Annotated in this window: 21 protein-coding genes and 1 tRNA gene; 10 read left to right on the top strand and 12 right to left on the bottom strand. The window is 55.1% G+C overall.

The window, feature by feature from the left end:
• Positions 1-18 precede the first annotated feature (18 nt).
• Positions 19-381, top strand: coding sequence for a hypothetical protein (locus tag ACP5H1_RS00335; RefSeq protein ID WP_427970514.1), 363 nt, complete (start codon positions 19-21; stop codon positions 379-381).
• A 365-nt stretch (positions 382-746) separates the two neighbouring features.
• Positions 747-1,985: an acyl-CoA dehydrogenase family protein gene (locus ACP5H1_RS00340; protein ID WP_427970516.1), complete on the top strand. Its 1,239-nt coding sequence runs from the start codon at positions 747-749 to the stop codon at positions 1,983-1,985.
• Here the strand turns inward: ACP5H1_RS00340 and ACP5H1_RS00345 are convergent.
• Positions 1,982-3,097, bottom strand: a complete 1,116-nt coding sequence (locus ACP5H1_RS00345; protein ID WP_427970518.1) for an iron-containing alcohol dehydrogenase — start codon at positions 3,095-3,097, stop codon at positions 1,982-1,984. The genes ACP5H1_RS00340 and ACP5H1_RS00345 overlap by 4 nt on opposite strands.
• Positions 3,098-3,205: 108 nt before the next feature.
• Between ACP5H1_RS00345 and ACP5H1_RS00350 the strand changes: the two genes are divergently transcribed.
• The 3 genes from ACP5H1_RS00350 (at position 3,206) to ACP5H1_RS00360 (ending at position 4,596) form a co-directional block, all read left to right on the top strand.
• Positions 3,206-3,284: transfer RNA gene (locus ACP5H1_RS00350), tRNA-Gly, on the top strand.
• 159 nt (positions 3,285-3,443) lie between these two features.
• A complete protein-coding gene (locus tag ACP5H1_RS00355; protein WP_427970520.1) occupies positions 3,444-3,773 on the top strand; it encodes a hypothetical protein in 330 nt (109 codons plus the stop codon).
• 55 nt (positions 3,774-3,828) lie between these two features.
• Entirely contained in the window at positions 3,829-4,596 is a 768-nt protein-coding gene (locus ACP5H1_RS00360) for a geranylgeranylglyceryl/heptaprenylglyceryl phosphate synthase (RefSeq protein ID WP_427970522.1), read from the top strand.
• Here the strand turns inward: ACP5H1_RS00360 and ACP5H1_RS00365 are convergent.
• On the bottom strand, positions 4,562-4,846 hold the full coding sequence (locus ACP5H1_RS00365) for a MazG nucleotide pyrophosphohydrolase domain-containing protein (protein WP_427970524.1): 285 nt from the start codon (positions 4,844-4,846) through the stop codon (positions 4,562-4,564). The genes ACP5H1_RS00360 and ACP5H1_RS00365 overlap by 35 nt on opposite strands.
• A gap of 57 nt (positions 4,847-4,903) precedes the next feature.
• Here ACP5H1_RS00365 and ACP5H1_RS00370 point away from each other — a divergent pair, with 57 nt between their 5' ends.
• The gene (locus tag ACP5H1_RS00370) at positions 4,904-5,092 is read left to right on the top strand and encodes a preprotein translocase subunit Sec61beta (RefSeq protein ID WP_427970526.1); all 189 of its coding nucleotides are present in this window, start codon (positions 4,904-4,906) and stop codon (positions 5,090-5,092) included.
• A gap of 2 nt (positions 5,093-5,094) precedes the next feature.
• On the opposite strand, the gene ACP5H1_RS00375 is transcribed toward ACP5H1_RS00370, so the two are convergent.
• Together ACP5H1_RS00375 and rpiA are read right to left on the bottom strand one after the other, a co-directional pair.
• On the bottom strand, positions 5,095-5,583 hold the full coding sequence (locus tag ACP5H1_RS00375) for a hypothetical protein (RefSeq protein WP_427970528.1): 489 nt from the start codon (positions 5,581-5,583) through the stop codon (positions 5,095-5,097).
• Positions 5,531-6,253, bottom strand: a complete 723-nt coding sequence (gene rpiA, locus ACP5H1_RS00380) for a ribose 5-phosphate isomerase A (RefSeq protein WP_427970530.1) — start codon at positions 6,251-6,253, stop codon at positions 5,531-5,533. Before rpiA ends, ACP5H1_RS00375 begins: the two co-directional genes overlap by 53 nt.
• 127 nt (positions 6,254-6,380) lie before the next feature.
• Here rpiA and ACP5H1_RS00385 point away from each other — a divergent pair, with 127 nt between their 5' ends.
• Complete coding sequence (locus tag ACP5H1_RS00385) at positions 6,381-7,256, top strand: TatD family hydrolase (RefSeq protein WP_427970746.1); 876 nt, start codon at positions 6,381-6,383, stop codon at positions 7,254-7,256.
• Here ACP5H1_RS00385 and ACP5H1_RS00390 read toward each other — a convergent pair.
• From ACP5H1_RS00390 to ACP5H1_RS00420, 7 genes are all read right to left on the bottom strand, one after another.
• Positions 7,253-8,617, bottom strand: a complete 1,365-nt coding sequence (locus tag ACP5H1_RS00390; protein ID WP_427970532.1) for a vWA domain-containing protein — start codon at positions 8,615-8,617, stop codon at positions 7,253-7,255. The two genes, ACP5H1_RS00385 and ACP5H1_RS00390, sit on opposite strands and share 4 nt — an antisense overlap.
• Positions 8,618-8,626: 9 nt before the next feature.
• On the bottom strand, positions 8,627-9,778 hold the full coding sequence (locus tag ACP5H1_RS00395; protein ID WP_427970534.1) for an AAA family ATPase: 1,152 nt from the start codon (positions 9,776-9,778) through the stop codon (positions 8,627-8,629).
• Between the two features lie 158 nt (positions 9,779-9,936).
• The gene (locus tag ACP5H1_RS00400; RefSeq protein ID WP_427970536.1) at positions 9,937-10,854 is read right to left on the bottom strand and encodes a 3-methyl-2-oxobutanoate dehydrogenase subunit beta; all 918 of its coding nucleotides are present in this window, start codon (positions 10,852-10,854) and stop codon (positions 9,937-9,939) included.
• Complete coding sequence (locus ACP5H1_RS00405) at positions 10,854-12,056, bottom strand: transketolase C-terminal domain-containing protein (RefSeq protein ID WP_427970538.1); 1,203 nt, start codon at positions 12,054-12,056, stop codon at positions 10,854-10,856. The genes ACP5H1_RS00400 and ACP5H1_RS00405 overlap by 1 nt, the downstream gene beginning before the upstream one ends.
• Positions 12,053-12,364 (bottom strand): 4Fe-4S binding protein, encoded by a 312-nt coding sequence (locus ACP5H1_RS00410; RefSeq protein ID WP_427970540.1) that lies wholly within the window; start codon positions 12,362-12,364, stop codon positions 12,053-12,055. The genes ACP5H1_RS00405 and ACP5H1_RS00410 overlap by 4 nt, the downstream gene beginning before the upstream one ends.
• 96 nt (positions 12,365-12,460) lie before the next feature.
• Positions 12,461-13,012, bottom strand: a complete 552-nt coding sequence (locus tag ACP5H1_RS00415; protein ID WP_427970542.1) for a 2-oxoacid:acceptor oxidoreductase family protein — start codon at positions 13,010-13,012, stop codon at positions 12,461-12,463.
• A 405-nt stretch (positions 13,013-13,417) separates the two neighbouring features.
• Positions 13,418-14,731, bottom strand: coding sequence for a TiaS agmantine-binding domain-containing protein (locus ACP5H1_RS00420; RefSeq protein WP_427970544.1), 1,314 nt, complete (start codon positions 14,729-14,731; stop codon positions 13,418-13,420).
• 353 nt (positions 14,732-15,084) lie between these two features.
• Here ACP5H1_RS00420 and ACP5H1_RS00425 point away from each other — a divergent pair, with 353 nt between their 5' ends.
• The 3 genes from ACP5H1_RS00425 to ACP5H1_RS00435 all read left to right on the top strand — a co-directional run bounded on the left by ACP5H1_RS00425 (position 15,085) and on the right by ACP5H1_RS00435 (position 19,192).
• Positions 15,085-16,455: an MFS transporter gene (locus tag ACP5H1_RS00425; protein WP_427970545.1), complete on the top strand. Its 1,371-nt coding sequence runs from the start codon at positions 15,085-15,087 to the stop codon at positions 16,453-16,455.
• Positions 16,456-16,548: 93 nt separating this feature from the next.
• A complete protein-coding gene (locus ACP5H1_RS00430) occupies positions 16,549-16,971 on the top strand; it encodes a hypothetical protein (protein WP_427970547.1) in 423 nt (140 codons plus the stop codon).
• The gene (locus ACP5H1_RS00435; protein WP_427970549.1) at positions 16,934-19,192 is read left to right on the top strand and encodes a DEAD/DEAH box helicase; all 2,259 of its coding nucleotides are present in this window, start codon (positions 16,934-16,936) and stop codon (positions 19,190-19,192) included. Before ACP5H1_RS00430 ends, ACP5H1_RS00435 begins: the two co-directional genes overlap by 38 nt.
• A gap of 2 nt (positions 19,193-19,194) precedes the next feature.
• On the opposite strand, the gene ACP5H1_RS00440 is transcribed toward ACP5H1_RS00435, so the two are convergent.
• The gene (locus ACP5H1_RS00440; RefSeq protein ID WP_427970551.1) at positions 19,195-20,622 is read right to left on the bottom strand and encodes an MFS transporter; all 1,428 of its coding nucleotides are present in this window, start codon (positions 20,620-20,622) and stop codon (positions 19,195-19,197) included.
• Between the last annotated feature and the right edge of the window lie 37 nt (positions 20,623-20,659).

Below are 20,659 nucleotides of genomic sequence, written 5' to 3' on the forward strand. Positions count from 1 at the left end.
CTCGGACTCGGATAAATAATGAGCTGCCGCTGCCGCGGTAAGGAGGGCCTTGAGCTTATACTATGTCTAGCGCCTCCCCCAGGAGATCATGAGATATCAATTGATATAGGCAAGGGACGTGAAGTCGTCATTAACTCCACAGGCATCTATGTTAGAGCGATAGTCAGCGATGATTACCTTCCTTTCATAAGGACTACGTCCTTGGCGGTGAGCGAAATCACACTGAAAAAGTTTGGCCTTAAATATGAGGACCTTCTCTGCAAGACCGTTAGGGGCCTCCTTGAAGCCTCTAATCATGGATCAGAGACCGCTGCAACGCTAGTAAAGGAATGCAGCGACATGATAACCTCGATACTCTCTAACTGCGGTGAAGGTGACTAGGGTTCGGCCCTTGCCGTGACTGACGGCCACCTTTAGTGGCCATTAGTAGCTCGGCCTCGTCGTCCTTGCCCCCTCCCCGCGCCTAGGTTAGGGAGCGCGGGCCCCCGGCCACGACGCGGGAGCTTCACTGGGCGCCTTCCTCCGCCTTGCGACTGCTCACGGCTTCACGGTGGCGCCCTCCAGATCACCGTTAGTTAAGGGGGAGTTCTATAAACCTTGTCAGGGCTTTGACGGACGCACGGCGTCCGGCTTACTTAAGTGGCATTAAAGGGTTAGAAACAATTAAAATAACGAGCAGTTACGTAAATTATGTTATGGCAGCTCACTTGACAACACTTAATATTTTCCTCTCCTGGGCTACCCCGGTGAGCGCGTTGGACTTCGAGCTATCTCAGGATGAGAAACTGTTTAAGCAGTCGGTCCACGAGTTTCTCTCCAAGGAACTGGCGACTATATGGAGTGACATGGATGCCAAGAAAATGATACCTACGGACCTTATCCATAGAATGGGTGAGCAGGGCCTCTTTGCAATCCCAGTGCCGGAGCAGTATGGGGGGCAGGGGGGCAGCTTCCTGCTGGCAGCGTTGGCTGTTGAGGAGGTGGCCTATAACGACCCTGCCGTAGCCACGGCTGTCTTCACGCTGCTTAACAACGCGTGGCCATACATACTTTACCTTTACGGCAACGAGGAGGTGAAGCAAGAGATACTGCCCCTAGTGGGCAGGGGCAGGGCGTTCTTTGGCATAGCCTCCACGGAACCGACCGGCGGCAGCGACGTTGCAGGGGAGCGAACATCAGCTGTTAAGGACGCCAATGGCATCTACAGGGTTTCAGGGGAGAAAGTTTACATAAGCGGCGTCAGGGAGGCCATGGAGCAGCTAGACCTGGGCTCCTGGTACCTGATAGCCCGCACCTCGCCCGAGCCTGGCCACAGGGCCCTCACAGGATTTGCCTTCATAGGCAACTACAGAGGTAAGAGGCCTGAAGGCTTTGAGTACTCGATACTCAATACCATAGGAAGACATGCCATATCAACGGGTACCCTCAAGTTCAACGGAACCCCTGTGGAGAGCAGATACGTAATCGGCCAAGAGGGGAGGGGGTTCTACATAGCCATGGAGGGCTTCTCGCTGGCCAGGGTTCTCGTCAGCGCGGCTAACATAGGTGCCGCCCAGTGGGCCCTGGAGACAGCAATCAGCTATGCTAGGGAGCGCAAACTCTTTGGCGACAGGCCTATAGCTTCCTACCAGGGCGTCAGCTTCCCAATAGCTGAGGTGGCCTCAAAGCTAGAGGCTGCCAGGCTACTTGTCTACAAGGCCGCACAGGTGGCAGACAGAATTTACATAAGGAAGGAGGCGGGCCTAAGGCCTCACGACCTTGACTACTGGGCCTCAGCCGCCAAGATAGAGGCCGTTGAGACTGCCCTGAACGCCGCTGAGGTCCTAATGAAGACCTACGGCGCGCTGGCCTACACGGAGGAGGCTAACGTGTTCAGGAACCTCCTGGGCGTACTGTCATACTTTGTGGGGGCTGAGGGGACGCAGAACATAATGAGGTACATAGTGGCGAGGGAGCTCATAGGAAAGGACTACGTTAAAGGCTAAATCATAGATGTTAGGAGCTCCGTCAACTTTTGCTCGTCAAGGTTTATCCTTCCAAGCCTGGTCCTAAGCCTCTCGGCTACTATTGGGTTGCTGAAGGCCCTCCTTACGGCCTCCCTCACTATGTCCCTACCTATGCCATAGTAGCCTAGCTTCTTGTTAAACCCGACGGACTCCGCGAACTTTCCAAGTATATAGCCGGCGGTTTCCGCCGTTATGTTCCCAGAGGGCTCCAGTATTCTCAGAAGCCTTGTAGATATATCAGGGGAGGCCGAATGTATTATCGGCGCCAAGGCGGGCCCTATTATCGCCAGGCCGCACCCGTGAGGCAGCGACGGCACTAGGCCGCTCAATATGTTCTCTATCTGGTGTACTATGTTTGTCGGGCTGAGGTCTATAGCGACGCCCGATATCATGGATGAATACATGAGCCAGTACCTGGGCGCCTCATCCTTGGGGTTAGCCACCGCCAGGGGTAAGTTCTCAGCAATCCTCCTTATAGACTCCTCGGCCAAAGCCCAGACCAGCGGCGAGCTTCCGACCGTCGTGGCGGCCTCGTAAGCATGGTAGAGCGCATCGAAAGTAGTACAAAGTACCTGCTCCATGGGCATAGAGATGGTGTACCTTGGATCGTCAAAGGCCGCCTTAGGGTAGCAGACCTCGTTGCCAAGCTTGTCGCCCCTGGTGACGTCCGTCATATTGGCGTAGCGGTTGACCTCGGACCCAGTTCCGTGAGTAAGGTTCACCGCGTAAACCGGTAGACACGTCTGGGCGCGCCGCTTGCCGTAAAGGTAATCCAGGGCTGTGCCGCCATTAGCAGCTATGGCAGAGGCAACCTTAGCAGTATCTATTGTACTTCCTCCGCCTATCGCTATCAGGGCCTCAGCCCCGAAGTCCTTAACGTACTTCGCCAGCTCATCCGCAAGCGATGAAGGTGGGTTAGCCACAACTCTGTCGAATACAGAATATTCTACTCCGTTATCCCTCAATATGGCAATGACGTCATCGAGCGCTCCGCTGGCCTTGGCTGCGATCCTACCCGTTACTATAATGACCTTCCTGACGCCTTTAATGTAGCTTCTCAGTGACTCCTCGGAGCTGGGTCCGAAGTGCACCTTTGTGCAGCTGTAAGTCCATTCGAAAGGCTTTAGGGGCAATGCCCTCACCGCGCACTAAGATAGAAGCTAGCTTAAAAAAGGGGAGCTATAGGTAACTCAACTGGTGCGGCGGTAGTCTAGCTTGGACTAGGACGCCGGCCTGCCACGCCGGAGGTCCCGGGTTCGAGTCCCGGCCGCCGCACCATTTATTTTAGCCAGGAGAACCGTCCTGCTTACGCCAGGTTCGCTGAAGCCCGGAAGGGATCCACTACCTTATGGGGTTCAATTATCTTACATGTGAAGAGGTTTAGCTTCAGCGAGCTATTTAACTTCGTCAAGGAGCGAGGCTAGGCGGGTGGCTAGGGTGGCAAGGAGGAGGAAGAGAAGAATTAAACAAGTCAAAAGAGTGAGGAAGCCTTCAAGGTACTTCCAGTGCCCCCGCTGCGGCGCTATGACGCTGACTGTGGACTTCAAAAAGCTGGACTCAGCTGATGAGAAGCTGGCGATAGCCAGGTGTGGTACATGCCACCTGTACTGTGAGCTCAGGGTCCCGATAACTCTTGACAAGGTTGACGTTTACAACAAAATATCTGACCTAGCCTATGAAAACCGTCTAGACGAGTGCTCGCGTCCAGCATCTGAGGAGGGCAGCGAAAGCGAGGAAGAGGGCAGCGAGGAGGGGAAGGAAGAATAACGTTTAAAATTTAGGAACTACTTAATTTCTCAAGCCGACTCAGAGGAAGGGAGCTTTGAAGATAGGAAAGGTCCTAAGGATGCTGCTCTCAGAGAGGGATGAAAAGGGTAAGATACACCTGACCCTCATAGACCCTGAGAAGACCTCGCCCGAGGAGGCCGAAAGAATAGCGATGACGGCGGCGGACGCCGGCTCCACGGCGATTCTAATAGGGGGCTCCCTAGGTATCTTTGAGCCTCTGCTGTCCGAGGTGGTCAGGGCTGTCAGGAAGTCAGGGCTTCCTGTAATATTGTTCCCTGGAAACATCAATGGTTTAACGCCCCACGCTGACGCCGTACTGTTCATGACCCTCATGAATAGCGATGACCCGTATTATGTCACGGGGGTTCAGGCCCAGGCGGCCCCCATAGTGTTAAGGATGGGCATAGAGCCCATCCCGACCGCTTACATAATAGTTGGCTATGGCGGTGCCGCAGGCTACATAGGCAGGGCTAGGCCCATACCCTACGAGAGGAGCGACATACTGGCCGCCTATGCACTGGCAAGTGCTATGATGGGGGCCTCTCTAATCTACCTTGAGGCTGGCAGCGGCGCCCCGCAGCCTATACCGCCCAGCTCCGTTAGGGTTGTTAAGTCCGTGCTTAACTCAGCTGGCTTTGATGGTCTCCTGATAGTTGGCGGCGGCATTAACTCGCCCGAGGTCGCCGCAGCTATAGCCGAGGCTGGAGCTGATGGCATAGTTAATGGTACCCTTGTTGAGAAAGACCCGCGCTCACTGTATGATATGGTCAACTCTTTGCGCCTTCGCAGCAGCCGGCATTAGCAAGCTCTTGCCCGTATTTGCCCCGCAGCGCCTCCTCGACATCTATGTCAAGTAGATTAGCTATGCTTATGGCCCACGCTATGACATCTGCAAGCTCCTCCGAGATGCCTGCCTTATCCCTCTTCAACAGGGCCTCGCCAAGCTCCCCGACCTCTTCTACAAACCATGCAAAAGTTGGAAAGAGACCCCTCTCGCTGTCCCTGTTGAAATACTCATCCCTCATGGCCCTCTGAACACACCTGAGCTCCAAGGGCTTGCCCCAAGTTAGGTTAAATAACGCCGGCTAACATTAAGGGCGCGAGGCCCTATGCCTGATAAGAAAAAGAGCGCCTCAAGCGGTAAGAAGAGGAAGGAGTCAGGACCCCTGGCCGCGGCTGGCCTCATGGCCTTCTACGAGAACTATAAGTCTAAGATTGAGATCTCGCCCACCTCGCTTGTCATCATATCTGCCATGGTAGCGGCGGCTGTCATCATAGCTAGGATGGTAGTCCACTAACCTCAGGAAGTGCTTTTTTGAACATTGCCATATAAAAGCCTCCTTAAGGTGACGCTCTGTCCTAAAGTCAGCACCTCATTCACTATATTAAGCACATCGCCTATAGGTAGGCCTTCTAAGCTATGAGGTTTACTGCCCCTCCTCAAAGCCTTACTGAAAGCTATTACGTGCGTGCACCCAAACTCGTCTTCGCTGAGCAGCCTCCTCTGAAATCCCTCACAGCTGCAGTATACTGGCTTCGCATCGGCGCCTCTGGGCGTGCGCCCCCTGGGGGCTACTGGAACTATGATGTGGTCGCCGTGAGCGCCCATGTAAACCCACAGCTCAAGTCTTCCGGATCTAATTTTAACGTACCTTTGCGACGTCTCCTCCTCGGTTATGCTGGACTCCCATGATTTAGGATAGCTCCTAAGTCGCGCCATTGACTCTATGGCTTGCTCAGCGTCGTAGAGCGGAGGCCTTGGTCTTCCTTGTAACCCTGAGAACTTCATACCTGCAGTCCCTCCTGCCCACCACTACATAGTCCGCCATTCCAAGGAAGAGCCCCGTGTCGACTACGCCAGGTATATTATGCAGCTTCATGTCAAGGCTTCCTGGATCCTCTATGGGCCCTGTGTATACGTCGACTATCATGCCCCTCCAATCACTTATTAGGGGACCTACCTTACCGCTGCCCTCCCTGGGAACCACCTTAAATCCCATGGACCTGAGCTCGCTGGCAACCATAGGGTAAGCCTCTGGGACCACCTCCAGCGGCAGGGGCCCCCTGGAGCCTAGCTTTTCAACAAGCTTGTCCTCACCCACAATAAATATGCTGATCCTACTGAAGAATGTCAACATCTTCTCTCCCAGCAGCGCTCCTCCTCGACCCTTTATCATGTCACCGCTTAATGTGACCTCGTCGGCTCCGTCTATGTAAACGTCTATTAAGGCATCGCCAGCTGGATAATATATGACGTCCACGCCTTCGCCACTGAGAGAGAGGGCCGTTGATAAGCTGGAGCTCACCACCCTCTTGCCCCTAAGCAGGCCAGAGGCTCTCATGAGAAACTCCTTAACAGTGGTTCCCGTGCCTATGCCTACTAAGGAAGCGTGTGCAATGAACTCTTTAGCGACCTCGACGGCACCAGCTGCCGCAGCTTCCTTTGGGTTGCAGCTCACTTAAGCTCACCAAAGATTTTCAGGGCTAGCCGTTAATGTAAGGTTAAAGCTACGCTAAAAGTTTACAGCGGACGGGCTATTAAAACATAATACTTTAGGAGCGGCACCTGATTTAGGTACCTTGAATATGAGTGTCAACGAGAGCTCCAAGGTACCCATAGCCGACGCCCACTCACATATTAATGCCGTCAAGGGCCTCGGTGCAAACGAGTTTGCGGAAGCCTTCCATAAAGCTAATGGATGGTTCGTGGCCCTTGTTGGAGTATCGCCTTGGGACTATGGCGCTATGCCCCCCAGCCTGAGGGACGCCTATCTAAAGTCCGTGGACATACATGTCAAAACTTGCTCGGAGCTGCGCTCTAAGGGTGTTTCCGCAGCCTGCATAGACGGCTTCTACCCTGGCGATGTTGATGAGCTTCTATCCATGGGACTAAGGCCGTCTGAAGTCCTGGACCTTGGCAGGAGGGTCCTGCAGTACGAGTTGAAGCTCTGTAGGAATGGTCTCCTTGATGGAATAGGAGAGGTGGGAAGACAGCATTATAAAGCGGCGCCCCTCAGTCTTTTGGTGTCAGAGCTGTTAATGGAGGAGGCCATTAAGGCTGGCTCTGAGGAGAACTGCGTAATTCACCTTCATTTGGAGGACATAGGCCCTGACACCGTGCTCTTGACACATGAGGTGATAAGGAAGCTCAACGTGAAGCCGTCAAGCAAGATAGTATTCCATCACGCCCGTCCCGATATGATTCCCGCGGCCTCCTCCCTTGGATACGCCGCCACTGTTTTCGGAAGGAAGGAGGTACTGAGGGCTGCCGCCGCCTTGAACGCCTGGGATTTTATGGTAGAAAGTGACTTTCCTGGAGTTATGTTAAACAATGTTGTTACTCCATGGTCGCTTGCGGAAGTTGAAGCAGGGCTACTGAGGGACTCCTTGGTCACGGAGGAGCTCCTATATAAGGTCAACATAGACAATATTGTAAAAAGCTATGGCGTTTCCCCACCTTAGCTGAAGTCTATAACTTCTAGGGCTTCCTTGCGCTCTAGTTTGCGCACCGTTAGATACCTGTACGAGACCTGTTGTAGGAAAGTGTTGTGTCCCTGTATCATAACTGAGTGGAGGTGCGCGTTGACCTTCTTTAACATGCGCTGGAGGACCTCAGGGCTCAGCCGGTCCTCGCCGTCAGTAATCAATATTATGTCGCTTGGCTTGTCCTTGCCTCCCAACTTCATCCTGTCAATGTCGTCAACTGCTGATGAGACAGCCCTAGTTATGTCGGTTCCTCCGCCCGCCTTCACTCTTGCAAGATAAGAGAGTAGTCTTAACACGTCGTTGGGCTTTGAGTTACTCCTCACTACCATTGGGCTGTAGGGTATGGAATCGAAGAACCTAACTATAAACGTCCTACCCTCGTCCATGGATTTCTTGAAGAGGGTCACGGCAACAGCCCTGGCCCAGTCTATCTTAGAGCCCACCATGCTACCGCTCTTATCAAGGAGCACGTAGATGGGCCCTCTGGAGGCCGGCAGCTCCTTCTCGTAAAGTAACAGCTTGCCGTTGGCCAGGTCCGCATAAAAGAGGTCATCTGGAAGCGCGAGCTGGCTGTAGTGAATTCTCTCTACGTCGCCCCCGTACTCAAGCCCTGAGACCCAACCCTTAGAGAACTTGGTGGTGTTCCTGCCCTTTACTGAGGGCAGCCTGAAGCCTTCGATTTTCTCAAGTATTCTAGCGACGTCCGTCTCCCTTGCAAGCCTTAACACCAGCTCGGCGGAGCTCTCCAGGGAGAAGACGCTCCCCTTGCCTGCGCCTAGCCTTTCGGCCGTCATCTTTATTTTCTTTGCCATCTCAGAGTCCTTCATTGCGGCCTCGGCAGCCTTCTGAACAGCCTCCTGGATGTTAGGGGGTCCTGACTCAGGCCCCTCCTGCTCCTGCTGCTCCTGCTGCTCCTGCGACTTGTTGCTTCCGCCCGAGCCCTCAGGAGGCGGAAGGAGCCTGTTCAGCCTCTCTATGAATGATGCTGAGGCTACTATGCTAGTTAGGGTGTCCGCTGTGGTGTAGATCTTGGACTTCCAAAGGCTCTCGCTCTTCACCATAGCTGAGACTATAGATCTCCTGAAGTTCATGTCCTTATCGTCGGTCTCGCTCTGCTCCGGTATCAGAGGCACGGGCAAGTAGTACGTGTAAAAGACGTCGACGGCCAGGGCGGCTGTTATCCTCTGATCAAGGTCCTTCTCCGCTATTCTCTTAGCCACGGAGAGGACCTTCTCCCCACGGTAAAGCTTTATCTCATCTATTAAGCCTACCTCCGGGTGGACGCTCGTTAGAGGCCGTTTCTCACGGTCTTTCCTCTCCTTGTCCTCGCTCATCATCCTCACTCTTCACATGTTTAACTTTATCATAATTTCCTGCGTCAGATTCTCTATCATCTCGTCCACCTCCTCAGCCTTCTTCCTGACCTCCTCATCTTCGACGTCCTGTACGAGGCTTTGTATCTTGCCTTTAGCTACCTTCAGGTTCTTGTATATGTCCAGGAGCCTGGGGTCGAAGGCCTCAAGCTCCTTTATTGACTTCTCGGCGTTCTTAACGTTGTTAGCTATCTCGTCAAGCTCACGCAGTATCCTCTCCTTAGTCTTGAGCTCCTCCACCAATATGGTGTTTACCTTGTCAAAATCGTCTATGTCCCTGGGCACGGTATACCTAAGTACTACGAGGTCCGACTCCGTGGCCTGCATCCTGCCCTCGAGCATCGCGTGGGCCGCTATGGCCTTCAATATCTTGCCCTTTCTCCTGTCGCTTATGTGAAGCTCCTTCTCATTCATGATCATGAAGAGCCTTATCAACTTGCTCTTTATGGGACTTAGGTCAACCTTAAACATGAGGTTATTGATGGCCCTGAGGTCGTCCATCGTCATAACTTTAGGGGCTGACTGTGAGACCCCCATTTCAAGCTTCCACGCAGCATCAAGGAGGCTGTCCCATGACTCCTCATCCAGTGGCCTGACGCTCTGCCTGAAGAGGAACCTGTCATACAGCGCCTCAAGCTCGGGCTCCTCGGGAACCCTGTTGGACGCCCCCACGAGGGTCCAAAGCGGCACCTTTATCTCAGTATAGCCGTCATATAGGACTCTTTCCTGCATTATGCTGAGTATGCTGTTGAGCACGGCGCTGTTGGCATTAAATATCTCGTCCAGGAAGGCTATCTCGGCCTCCGGCAGCTTTCCAGCCGTTATCCTCTTATAGACCCCCTGCCTGAGGGACTTTATGTCGAGGGGTCCGAAGAGCTCACTGGGCTCTGTAAACTTTGTCAGGAGGTACTTGAAGAACCTGGCATTAAGCAGGTCGGCGGACCTCCTTGCTATGGCGCTCTTAGCCGTGCCCGGTTCCCCTATGAGTACCACGTGCTCGCCCGTCATGAGGGCCAGCGTTATCACTAGCGACTCCTCATGCCTGCCCACGAATGGTGCCTCAAGCTCGTTAAGAAACTGCGAGGCCAGCTTCATTAACTCCTCAGGCTGCCGTTGAGCTGACACTCACGTAACACCTATGCTCGGCTACCTAGATAGTAATTGGAGGAGGTGAAAAACCTGCACTCCTAGCAGGCTTCTGAATGCCAAAATTTTCTAACTAAGTACTGGACGTTGTTGAAAAGATGGAATAGTGCAAAGCGGTTGAAACAAAGGTTAGGACTTCACTTCAGTGCCTGAGGGCCGTACTTCTCCAACATCTCTATCCAGCGCCACATGGTGTCAATCTCTTCCTGCAGGCCCTTGAGCTTCTCCGGATCCTTAAGCACGGGCTGGAACCTGCCCTGAAGCTTGAGGTACTCTACGAGGGGCACCCTCTTCTGCGGGTTCCTGTACATGCCGCTGTAGGAGCTCAGCTTCAACTTGCCATTCTCGTACTCGAACAGGGGGAAGACCCCCGTCTGGACCGCCAGCTGGGCTATCTTAGCGGTGAGCCCTGGGTCGAACCTCCACCCTACTGGACATGGTGCGTGCAGGTGTATGTACTTGAAGCCCCTTATTGAGGCCGCCTTCCTGAGCTTCTCTATAAAGTCCTGCGGGTAGCCGACTGTGGCAGTAGCCACGTAAGGCACGTTGTGAGCTATCATTATGAACGGCAGGGGCTTCTTCTTCTCCGTCTTTCCTGCGTAGGTTGTGGTGGTCCACGCACCGTACGGCGTTAGGCCGCTCCTCTGAATGCCAGTGTTCATGTAGGCCTCGTTGTCTACGCATATGTAAATTATGTCATCATTGCGCTCGGCGGCCCCGCTCATGGACTGGAACCCTATGTCGGCGGTTCCGCCGTCGCCAGCCCAGACAACTACGTTATAGTTCTTGCCCATCATTTCAAACGCCGCCTTCATGCCAGCTGCGGAGCTGGCGGCCGAGGCGAAAACTATGTTGAGCACTGGAAAGTTTATGCCGCTCCTAGGCACTATTCCCTGGATGACGCTGCTGCAGCCGGCGGGTATCACTAGCACCACGTTGTCCCCGAGCGCCATCTTAACGTATCTTAGCCCCATGGTCTCAGGGCAGCCAGGGCACGCCGCGTTCCCTGGCATCCCGTACCTTCTCCTGGGAAGGTCGGCCAGCCTTATGGGCATCAGAGGCCCACCTCCTTACCTACCTGGGCGTACTTCTTAGGCAGCATCCACCTCTGCGGTTCATACACGAGGCCTCTCTCCTCAACCCTGCCAACGAAGTCCATAACCTCAGCCATTATATCATCAGGCCTCACGTCGACGCCTCCAAGTCCCGCTACGACGCCCCTCATGGACACCTTAGCTCCGTACAGCGTTGCCGCCGTGTCGCTGAAGAGCTGCCCATAGCTTCCAAACGAGACGCTCCTGTCAAACACTATCACCCCCTTCTTGTTGAATAGCTTATCCCTGAGGTCCTCCTCAGGCCACGGCCTGACAAACCTGATCCTTGCGACGCCCGCTCTGACGCCCTTGTCCCTCAACATGTCGGCGGCCTTCTTAGCGTCGCCAGCCCAGCTGCCCGTTATTACTATTACGTAGTCCGCGTCATCGCAGCGGTAGCACTCCACCAGCCCGCCGTAGGACCTTCCAAAGGCCTTTCCATACTCAAGGTCAACCTCGTTTATAACTTGTTTGGCCGCCTTCATGGCTGCCTGTATGGAGTACCTCATCATGAAGTAGTCCTCGTCCGACGCTATGTTGCCCATTACCACGTTGCTCTCAGGCGTGATCACGTAGGGCTGTCTCCTCGGCGGCAACCAGTTGTCGACATCCTCCTGTGAAGGTATGTCTACGGGGGCCACCGTGTGGGATAGTATGAAGCCGTCAAGCGTGACTATCATGGGAAGGTATACCCTGGGGTCCTCGCTTATCCTGAAGGCCTGCAGCGTCAGGTCAAATGCCTCCTGGTTCTCCTGGGCCACAGATATTATCCATCCAGTGTCCCTCTGATCCATGACGTCGCTGTGCTCAACGTGTATGTTCCACGGCGGCCCTATGGCCCTGGCAGCCACGGCCATAACTACAGGTATCCTGGCCCCTGCGGTCCACCAGAGCACCTCATGCATGTACAGGAGCCCGTGGCTTGAAGTTGCCGTGAAAGCCCTGGCACCCGCGGCCGCCGCTCCCAGGGTGGCTGCTAGGGCGCTGTGCTCGCTCTCCACCCTTATCATCTTAGCCTCGAGCTCGCCCTTGTCCACCATCTCGGCGAGCTTCTCAACCATGGTTGTCTGAGGAGTTATCGGGTAGGCCGCTATTACCTTAACCCTAGCCAGCTTTACGGCTTCGGAGACCGCGTGGTTGCCGGTCAAAGCCTTCATTGTCATGCCCTCTCACCTCCTAGCGACGGTTCAGGCACCATCTCTATCGCGTGTGTCGGGCACACCTGAGCGCAGATGCCGCACCCCTTGCAATAGTCATAGTCCACATAAACATAGTCGTCCTCCCTCCTTAGTATGGTGTCCTCGGGGCAGTAGAGCCAGCAGAAGAGGCACTTAATGCACTTGTCCAAATGTACCACCGGCCGCTCAGTCCTCCAGAGGCCCGTCTTGCCTGAGGACCCCTCGGCCGGGTATGATATTGGCGCCGCCCAATACGTGCGAGGCTTCTCAACTAGCACCTCCGTTGCAGACACCCCTTCCTAATGTACCCATTACTGAATACCAAACTCTACTGTAAATAAGCTTTATATGTACTGAGTGAGATTATTTTGTTAGGCCCACTTTTAAAATTAGCATTGCGTTATCTCTTCGAAAGCCCTTACTGCTGCGTCGCCGTTAGCTTTAGCTAGCGTTGGAGAGCTGAAGTACTCACCGATGGCCTTTACCACGGAATCTATGCTGACGATGCCGCTGGCCTTGGCCAGAGCGCCCACCATTGCAGTGTTAACCGTTGGCCACCCGCTGACCACCAGGTTCAGGTCCTTAGCGATCTTAGTTGCGTTGACGCAGAAGGTCCTGAACTTAGGGAAGGGGCTTGTGTTAACCGGGGAGTTTAACACTACAATGCCTTCAGGCTTCAGGCCCTCCGTGACATCCACCAGCTTCAGAAGCTCATAATCAAGGACTACCACTATGTCAGGTTCCACGACGGTGCTGTGCACCTGAATTGGCTTATCAGAGATCCTCGCATAGACGCGTACAGGGGCGCCCCTTCTCTCGGCCCCGAACTCAGGTATTGCCTGGGCCCACTTACCCTCAAAGAGCGCTGCCCTTGCAAGTATGGTAGCTGCTGTTACGGCGCCCTGCCCTCCCCTGCCATGAAATCTAAGCTCTGTATACATTCTTTCGCCCAGCTACTAAAGGCTCCTGATCTTTTTTAGCGTTGTTGCTAAGCCGGCCACCGAAAGGGGCTCCACAGGAAACAGAGGGGTGTATTTAAGGCCCAGGCCCTTGGGCTAGCTGGGCCACCCCTCTGTTTCCTGTGGAGGCAGGCTGTGGACTCCTTTGCGAATCACTCCCTCTCAATACTGTTTCCTTGGAATATTAAATACAAATTAAAAATCTAAAAATAATATTAATAAGTGTCGTTACAAAAACATATTGTACAAACCAAATGCTTTTCTTTAGCAGGAACTTCAGAGACCTCTGTCCTGCAACCTCTATGCGTTGCAATAGAAGCTGAGGGGCGCCCGTACCATAGGTGCTTCCACAGGAAACAGAGGGGTGTATACTGGGGAGTTAACACGTCAGTAGATCCTCAGGACGTCACTGACGTTTATGGTAACCGGGAGCCTGTCCAGCGTCGGCAACCTAGCTCCTACTGGGGATAGGTGCCTGGCCCTGCCGACCTTATAATAATAGCTGCCAGGCAGCAGCTCCCTCTCTACAACGAGGGACTGCCTGTGGTCGTTTGACCTCAGGCCGCACCTGGGGCACCGATAGCCCTTGCCCCTCCCCAGGCTCTCCATGCGTGCCCCGCACCTAGGACAGCGAGGGGGGACCTGCACGCTGCGTTGCGCCACGCTGACGACCTTCATCGCCTCGACGGAGATAGTCAGCTTCCCCCGGGGCGAGTATGGCCTAACGCCTCCAGCTATGTTAATGACATCCCCTGGGTATAGCAGCTCTGCAGCCCTGGCCAAGGGACCGGAGTCCTCATAGAAGGCAGCGTCATATGTGTTCACCCCGTCGCTGACTTCCACTATAACATGTCCTCCGGGAAGCTTAAGCGGGGAGGACCTGACGCTTACTGTAATGTTCACGGAGCGATATATCTTAGGCTCCTGGGCCTGCAGGTGAACCCCGGTGTGCTGGTTCGACCTGTAAAGTACCGCGAAGTGGGGCCTCTCGCACAGGGCCTCGTCGAACTTCCAGAGCTCCCCAGGGTCCGTGCCCCTGAAGCCGGCCAGCACTGGGTCAGGGCCGCCGGGGGCCGCGCTTGTAACGCCCTCATCAAGTTCTAAGTTGTTCAGCGTGCCGCTGCTCTGGCCCTCCAGGTAAGCTACTTTGTCAGAGTAAACGCACCTCCTGCTTCCCCAGTTCTCCGGCCTCCTGTAGAAGGTCAGCTCAAAGGTGTAAGGCTCGCCTGGGTAGAGGGCCGCTAAAGAGGAGGCGGCCCCTATCACTCCCCTGCCGCCACGCCATAAGGCTCCATACTTGCTGAGGCTCTCAGTGGCCACGTCAAGTGTAACGACGTCAGAGAGGGCCTTACGGTAAAGCCACTTAAGTCGCTCCGACTCCCAGGGCCTCCCAGGAGCCACCACTAGGCCTGGCGACTTGCCAGGAAGGGGAGGGCGGGGCTCCGTGTACTCCTCTATTATGGACCACAACATCTCCATGAGGTCCTTAGGGTCGCCATCATAAATAAGCCTGAGCACCGTGGCGGCGTTGCCCCTGGTCCTCCACGGTATGTTTGGGTTAAGCCTAACCAGGAGCGGGTAGTCGGCTAAAAGCGCCCTGTTGCCAAGCTCCTTAAGTATCAGCCCGGTCAGGTGCGTTGTGCAGCCTCCATATTGGCTATCAGTGTCATCTATGGCAACGCTGAGCAGCTGACGCTCCAACCTTGCGGCCCTCCCCGAATGGGACCAGCGAAGGTTAAGAAAGAACCTTTAAATCGGGCCCGTTAAAGCGTCAGTTACGTAGTTACATGTCTATATGACCTCGACAACCATCGAAGGTCCAGAGGCGACTGGCGGCGCACAATATCAACACAAGGCCTGTTAAGGCAATCTTAGAGGTAGCTGGCCGCCTCAATGGTACCAGCGGAGGTAAGTGGCCACGTTGGCAGCGGTAGCAACAGAACAGTTACGGGTCCTTTTAACACCCTAGGTAGACTATTTTTACTTAACTAAGTTAATTTTCAAGTAGACAGAAACCACGCAGTTTATAAGGACTCTTTCAAAGACCAGCCTTGGTGCCTGGCTTGAGCACAAAGGGCTCGCAGCAGTGGCTGGCCTTCGCGGCCCTGTCCATAGGCATGATAGTTTATGGACTAGCGGAGAGCTACGGCCCTGTCAGCGTGGCAAGCAACGTAGTGCCCAGCTCCTACAGCTGGCTTGGTTATAGCCTACCATACATATTTGGTGGGCTGGGAGCTATATTCGCTGGGATCACGCTTGACAGGTTAGGAAGGAGAAAAGCCTTTCTGTTGACGTCAGCGATATTAATAGTTGGGCTGCTGCTTTACGTTCCCGTCTACTTCTTTAACATGGACAACCTGGCGCTGCTGGTAGCCTCAATGGCACTGGTGGGCATGGCTGCCATAGGTCTCGAAAGTCCCGTGCTCACGACAATAGCTGAGAGCTACGACCCGGCCAGGAGGAGCAAGCTGCTGGTCCTGGCCCCTAACTTCGGTAACCTGGGCGTGGCGCTGGCCTTCGTGCCGCTGCTTCTGTTCCACGGCAGCGCCGCTTCAACTATGAACGAGAGGCTGGCCCTCATGCTTATGTACATAGCGCCCGTGGCGGCTTTCATTATTGCGTGGATTGGCCTCTCGGAGAGCCTTCCGTGGAGGGCCGTGAAGGAGGGATCCTTGGACCTCAAGAGCGCGTGGAGGGCCGTTGATGGGGGCTCCGCCGCGCCGGTGGTTCCTACGTCCGGCATAGGGCTCAGGTTTGCGACTCTCCTGGCCTTAGGTATATCGCAGGACGTCGCCTTCGTGTACATAACATATGGAATAACCTACGCTTACTTCTCATCTTCACAGTTCGCCGGCATGAGCGTAACAACGCTGGTACCGCTGCTGGGAGGATTCATAATGACCGTTGTTGGCATTATAGCGGCGTTTGCGATAACGCCTAAGGCTGAAAGGAGGACCTTTGCCACGCTTTCATTTGGCCTTCAGCTAGTCATGTGGATCGCGCTGGCCGCTATGGCTTACGTCTATCATCTAGCCTTTACTCTGCCGCTCTTAATTGCGTTTGCAGCCACGTTCATACCGGTGGAGTTGACCTGGGCTGCCAGGGCCCTGCTGGAGCCTGAGCTGTTCCCAACCAATAAGAGAGGCCTCTACGTGTCAGCCGTCAGGGCCCTTGTGTGGATACTCACGGGCGTAATAACTGGGGTCCTCACGCTGCCATATGTTAGTAACAGCTTCATTCTGGGCGCCTCAATAATGACAGTCATGGCATTCCTTGGCCTCGGTGGTGCCATCATATGGAGAGTCTTTGGTTTCGAGACCGCTAACAGAAGCCTGGTGGGCCTCGACCTAAGCCACCTAGCCCCTATAACGGGGAGCGCCCCTGATCCTTCCTCAGATACCTCAAAGGACAGGAACGTCCATTAAGCAAACACCTCTCTTCTTATGGTCCCTAAAAAGGCCGTCGGAGAGGCTACCCTAATAGCCCTTTGTCACAGCTGTCCAACCAGGAGCTGAGGCTTGGAGCTTCCAGTTGAGCTCACTAGGAGTCGCAGAGGCCTACACGTAAAGAGAACCGTAGTTGTTGTAATTAGTGGGCAGAACCAACGCATTATAGCGGAGCCCCAGAGGCCTGGCAAGGGAACTTACAGCAGGGGCAAGGCAGGTTACGTTGAAGTCAAGCTCGGCCGCGGTGAGTACGCGGTTGTGGCTTCGCTTATCATGGGGCCCAGGAAGAGAGTTAAGGGATCATTCACGGTATATGACGAGAGCGGCACTGAGAGGCTTAGGGTCAAATATGAGAGGTTCAAGCTGAGGCTGTCCAGGGGGTCCCCGGAGCTCTCCTGGGTTGTCGATGCTGCCGTGGGAGCCCTAGGTCTGGACAAGTTCGTGAGGCGCAGAAACTATGGAAAGCGTGGAGAGGCTAGAAGAGCTCCTCAGTAAGGCCGTTAGAGGTAACGGCGGAAAGGTCATTTACCTATATCATGAGACCGAGGGTGAGCCCGAGCCAGGTCCCTCAGTTACAGACTTAGGGCTTCCTGAGGAGCTGGTTAGGTCCCTGGAGGCCCGAGGCATAGCCAGGCTCTACAGGTTCCAATGGGACGCCATATCAAGGATAAGGCAGGGCAAGGACACGATAATAGTGGCTGGCACGGGGACGGGCAAGACCGAGGCCTTTATGATACCCCTCATAGAGAGGGCGCTCAAGGGCAGAGGGGAGAGGTTCCTGCTGGTTTACCCCACCAAGGCCCTTGCCAGGGACCAGGCCAGAAGGCTCTCCTCGCTGCTGTCGGGCGTCGGTTTAAGGTATGCGGTGCTCGACGGCGACACACCCCCAGCGGAGCGCAGATCAATATACGAGGATCCCCCGTCGTTCATAATCACAAACCCCGACATGATACACGTAGGTTTGGCCGAGTCCAAAGACTTCAGAGAACTGGTGTCCGGGATAAGCGCGGCCGTGTTCGACGAGATGCATGTGTACCAGGGTGTACTGGGCTCTCACGTCAAGTGGGTCATATACAGGCTTTCTCAGGCCGCTGGCAGGCTGCAGCTGGTGGGCGCGGGGGCCACTATAGGCAACCCGGGTGACCTGGGGGCTAAGCTCTTCTCTAGGCAGGACGTGGAGGTGGTCGAAGGCCCCAGGAGGCGCAGGGGGGAGGCTGTTCACGCGTTTGTAGACTACGGCAGGCTCAGCAGGTGGTCCTTCGCGGCCTACTTAATAGCTTCCCTGGCCTCGGAGGGCCTCAAGGTGTTGGGCTTCACTGACTCGCAGCAGATGGCCGAGCTGGTGGCAAGGATCATTAGGAGGAACTATAATGTTAACGCGGAGGTCCACAGGGCGGGGCTCCCAGCCGAGCACAGGAGGAAAGTTGAGCGGGAGTTCGCGGAGGGCACCCTTAACGCTGTCGTGGCGACGTCAACCCTGGAGCTCGGCATAGACATAGGCGACCTGGACGCCGTGGTCATGGCGTCCCTTCCGAAGAGCTACTCAAGCTACGTTCAGCGCGCTGGCAGGGCGGGCAGGAGGGGAAGGCCAGGGCTCGTGGCGACGCTTATGGGGGACGACCCTATAGAGGCCTACTACGCCTCAAGGCCTCAGGAGTTCTTCTCAAGGGAGCCCGACCCCGGCTATATAGAGCCAGGCAACGCCGAGGTGACGAAGCTACACCTGGTCGCACTGGCAATGCAGAGGGGCGCCCTGAGGAGGAGCTCCCTGCCCAGGGAGCTCCAGGTCCCCATAACGTGGGCTGTCGACAAGGGGCTTCTGAGCCTAAAGGGAGACATAATAATGCCCCAGTGGAGGCCCGCCCGTGAGTTTCTGGCATCACAGGGCTTGAGGTCCACGGGCCCCATGGTCAAGATAGTTCTCAATAACAAGGTGGTAGGCGAGAGGGAAATGCCCATGGCCCTTTACGACTTACACCCAGGGGCGCTGTACTACCACGCAGGGCAGCCGCTGCTCTCGTCAAGGCTTGACCTCAGCTCTATGAGGGCCTACACGGTAAAGCTGTCAGAGAACGTCAACTTTTACACGAAACCCCTGTACAGCATAGATATCCTTGAGGTCAGGGCCGAGAGCTCCACCAACTACGGGCCCGTGGCCGCCGCCTATGGGGACGTCCACGTTCAAGTTTCGGTGACGGGGTATGTGATTAAGGATGAGTTCAGCGGCGCCACGCTCAATGAGGTGGAGTACGAGAGCCCCATAACTTGGGACTACTGGACCAAGGGGGTGGCTCTGAGGTACCCGCTGCTGGAGTTTGACACGTTAGAGTCGTCGCTCAGCGCCTATCATGCGTTAGAGCACGTGCTCATAGCGGCCTCAAGGCCTGTCGTGGGGGCCAGCGATACGGACTTAAGCGGCGTCAGTTACCCCACAGGCCACATAGTTATCTATGACTCCCATGTCGGAGGTAATGGCGCCTCTAGGCTAGTTTACGAGAGACTGCTTAAGATACAGGAGATAGCAAAGAGCATAGTTTCATCGTGCACTTGCGAGGATGGGTGCCCCCGCTGCGTCTACTCGCCGTACTGCGGTAACAATAACAGGTACCTCTCGAGGCACGGCGCGCTGAGGGTTCTCAACAGCCTTACATTAGCGGAGAAGGAGAGGCTGGAAGTTGACGAGATGCTAAGGTGGCGTAAGCTTAAGGCGGCCTGAAGTTAACTAGAGCGGTGCGGCACGGGTACTGGGGACTCAACAACTAGCTTTTCCTTGCTGGCCTCCTCGAGGGGCACCATCTTGGTCTCGGGTATGAAGGCGGCAGTTATTATCATAGCTATGACGCTGACAGCGGCCAGCAGGCCAAAGATGAACGCCAGCCCTAGGCTGCTGCCCAGGGAGGCCTTTATCAGCGGAAACGCAAACGTCGTTATTGCCGCACCCGCCTTGCCCGCGGCGGCCGAGATGCCGTGGCCTGTAGACCTATATCTGACCGGGTAGACCTCCGCCGGCAGTATGAATGTCGTGGTGTTCGGCCCCAGGTTAAGTGCGGTGAACGAGAGTCCGAAGAAGGCATAGAGTAGGTAGCTGTTTATGTTTATGAATTTCATGTAGTAGAGCGCCATGGGGATGTAAATGGCCGTCACTATGGCGAACCCGATTAGCTGAAGGGACTTCCTGCCAAGCCTGTCGACGAGCGCTGCCGCAGCGAAGTAGCCAGGTATCCCTATTAGCAGAGGTATGCCAGCCCTCAGGACAGAGGCGGTCAAGCTCTTTGCAGGCAGCAACGATGAAGTCACATAGGACGAGAACACACCGGTGCCGTAGAGCGCCATGTCCATAAACGTCCATGGCAGTGTAGTGCCTATAAGCAGGGGCCAGTACTCCTTGAAGAACTCAGAGATGGGCGTGTGCTGCGCCTTTGCCTTGACGACCTCGCCGTCAGAGCCTAGGACCAGTCTGAGGCCCTTTTTGGCCTCGTTAGCGTCACCTCTTACAAGCAGGGAGTACCTGGGCGTCTCGGGCACGTGCCTTCTGAAGTAGACAACAAAGGCGGGGGGTATTGCCCCTACAAGGGCCACAACCCTCCAGGCCATGTCTGCAGGCAGGTAGGCAGCCGCCAGGAGGCCCGTGATCATCGCTGTGGCTATGCCAAATCCCTGCATTGAGAAGACTAGCGCGACGCTCTTGCCCCTGCTAGAAGTGGGCGCGTACTCGCTTGCTATGGTGGCCGAGGCTGGGTAATCACCGCCTATGCCTAGGCCCATGACGGTTCTAGTGGCCAACAACATTGTGAAGTTCGTTGAGAAAGCGCTGAGCATGGCTCCAGCGGCGAGTATGCCTGCCTCTATTCCATATATCTTCTTCCTTCCAAGAAGGTCAAGAAGCCTCCCAAAGAGCAGCTGACCTACGATTGCTGAGAATATTGCTGAGGAGGCTAGCAGCGCCTCCTGCACGCTTGTGAGGTGCCACAGGGGCGTCAGGAAGAGCAGCATTATGTTGATATTGAAGAGGTCGTAGGCGTCCGTGAAGAAACCCATCCCGGAGACCAAGACAACTTTGAGGAGGCCCATGGTAAACCTTCCTTTGTCAAGAAGACTGAACGGGGAGCCCTTAGCGCTGTTGCTTAATCCTTTTCCGTCGGACACTGGTTCACCAGGTAGTCCCGTGCTACTTATCCTATTT

Origin of the sequence: Acidilobus sp. (assembly GCF_049973875.1) — an archaeon.
In the GTDB taxonomy this organism is placed as follows: domain Archaea; phylum Thermoproteota; class Thermoprotei_A; order Sulfolobales; family Acidilobaceae; genus Acidilobus.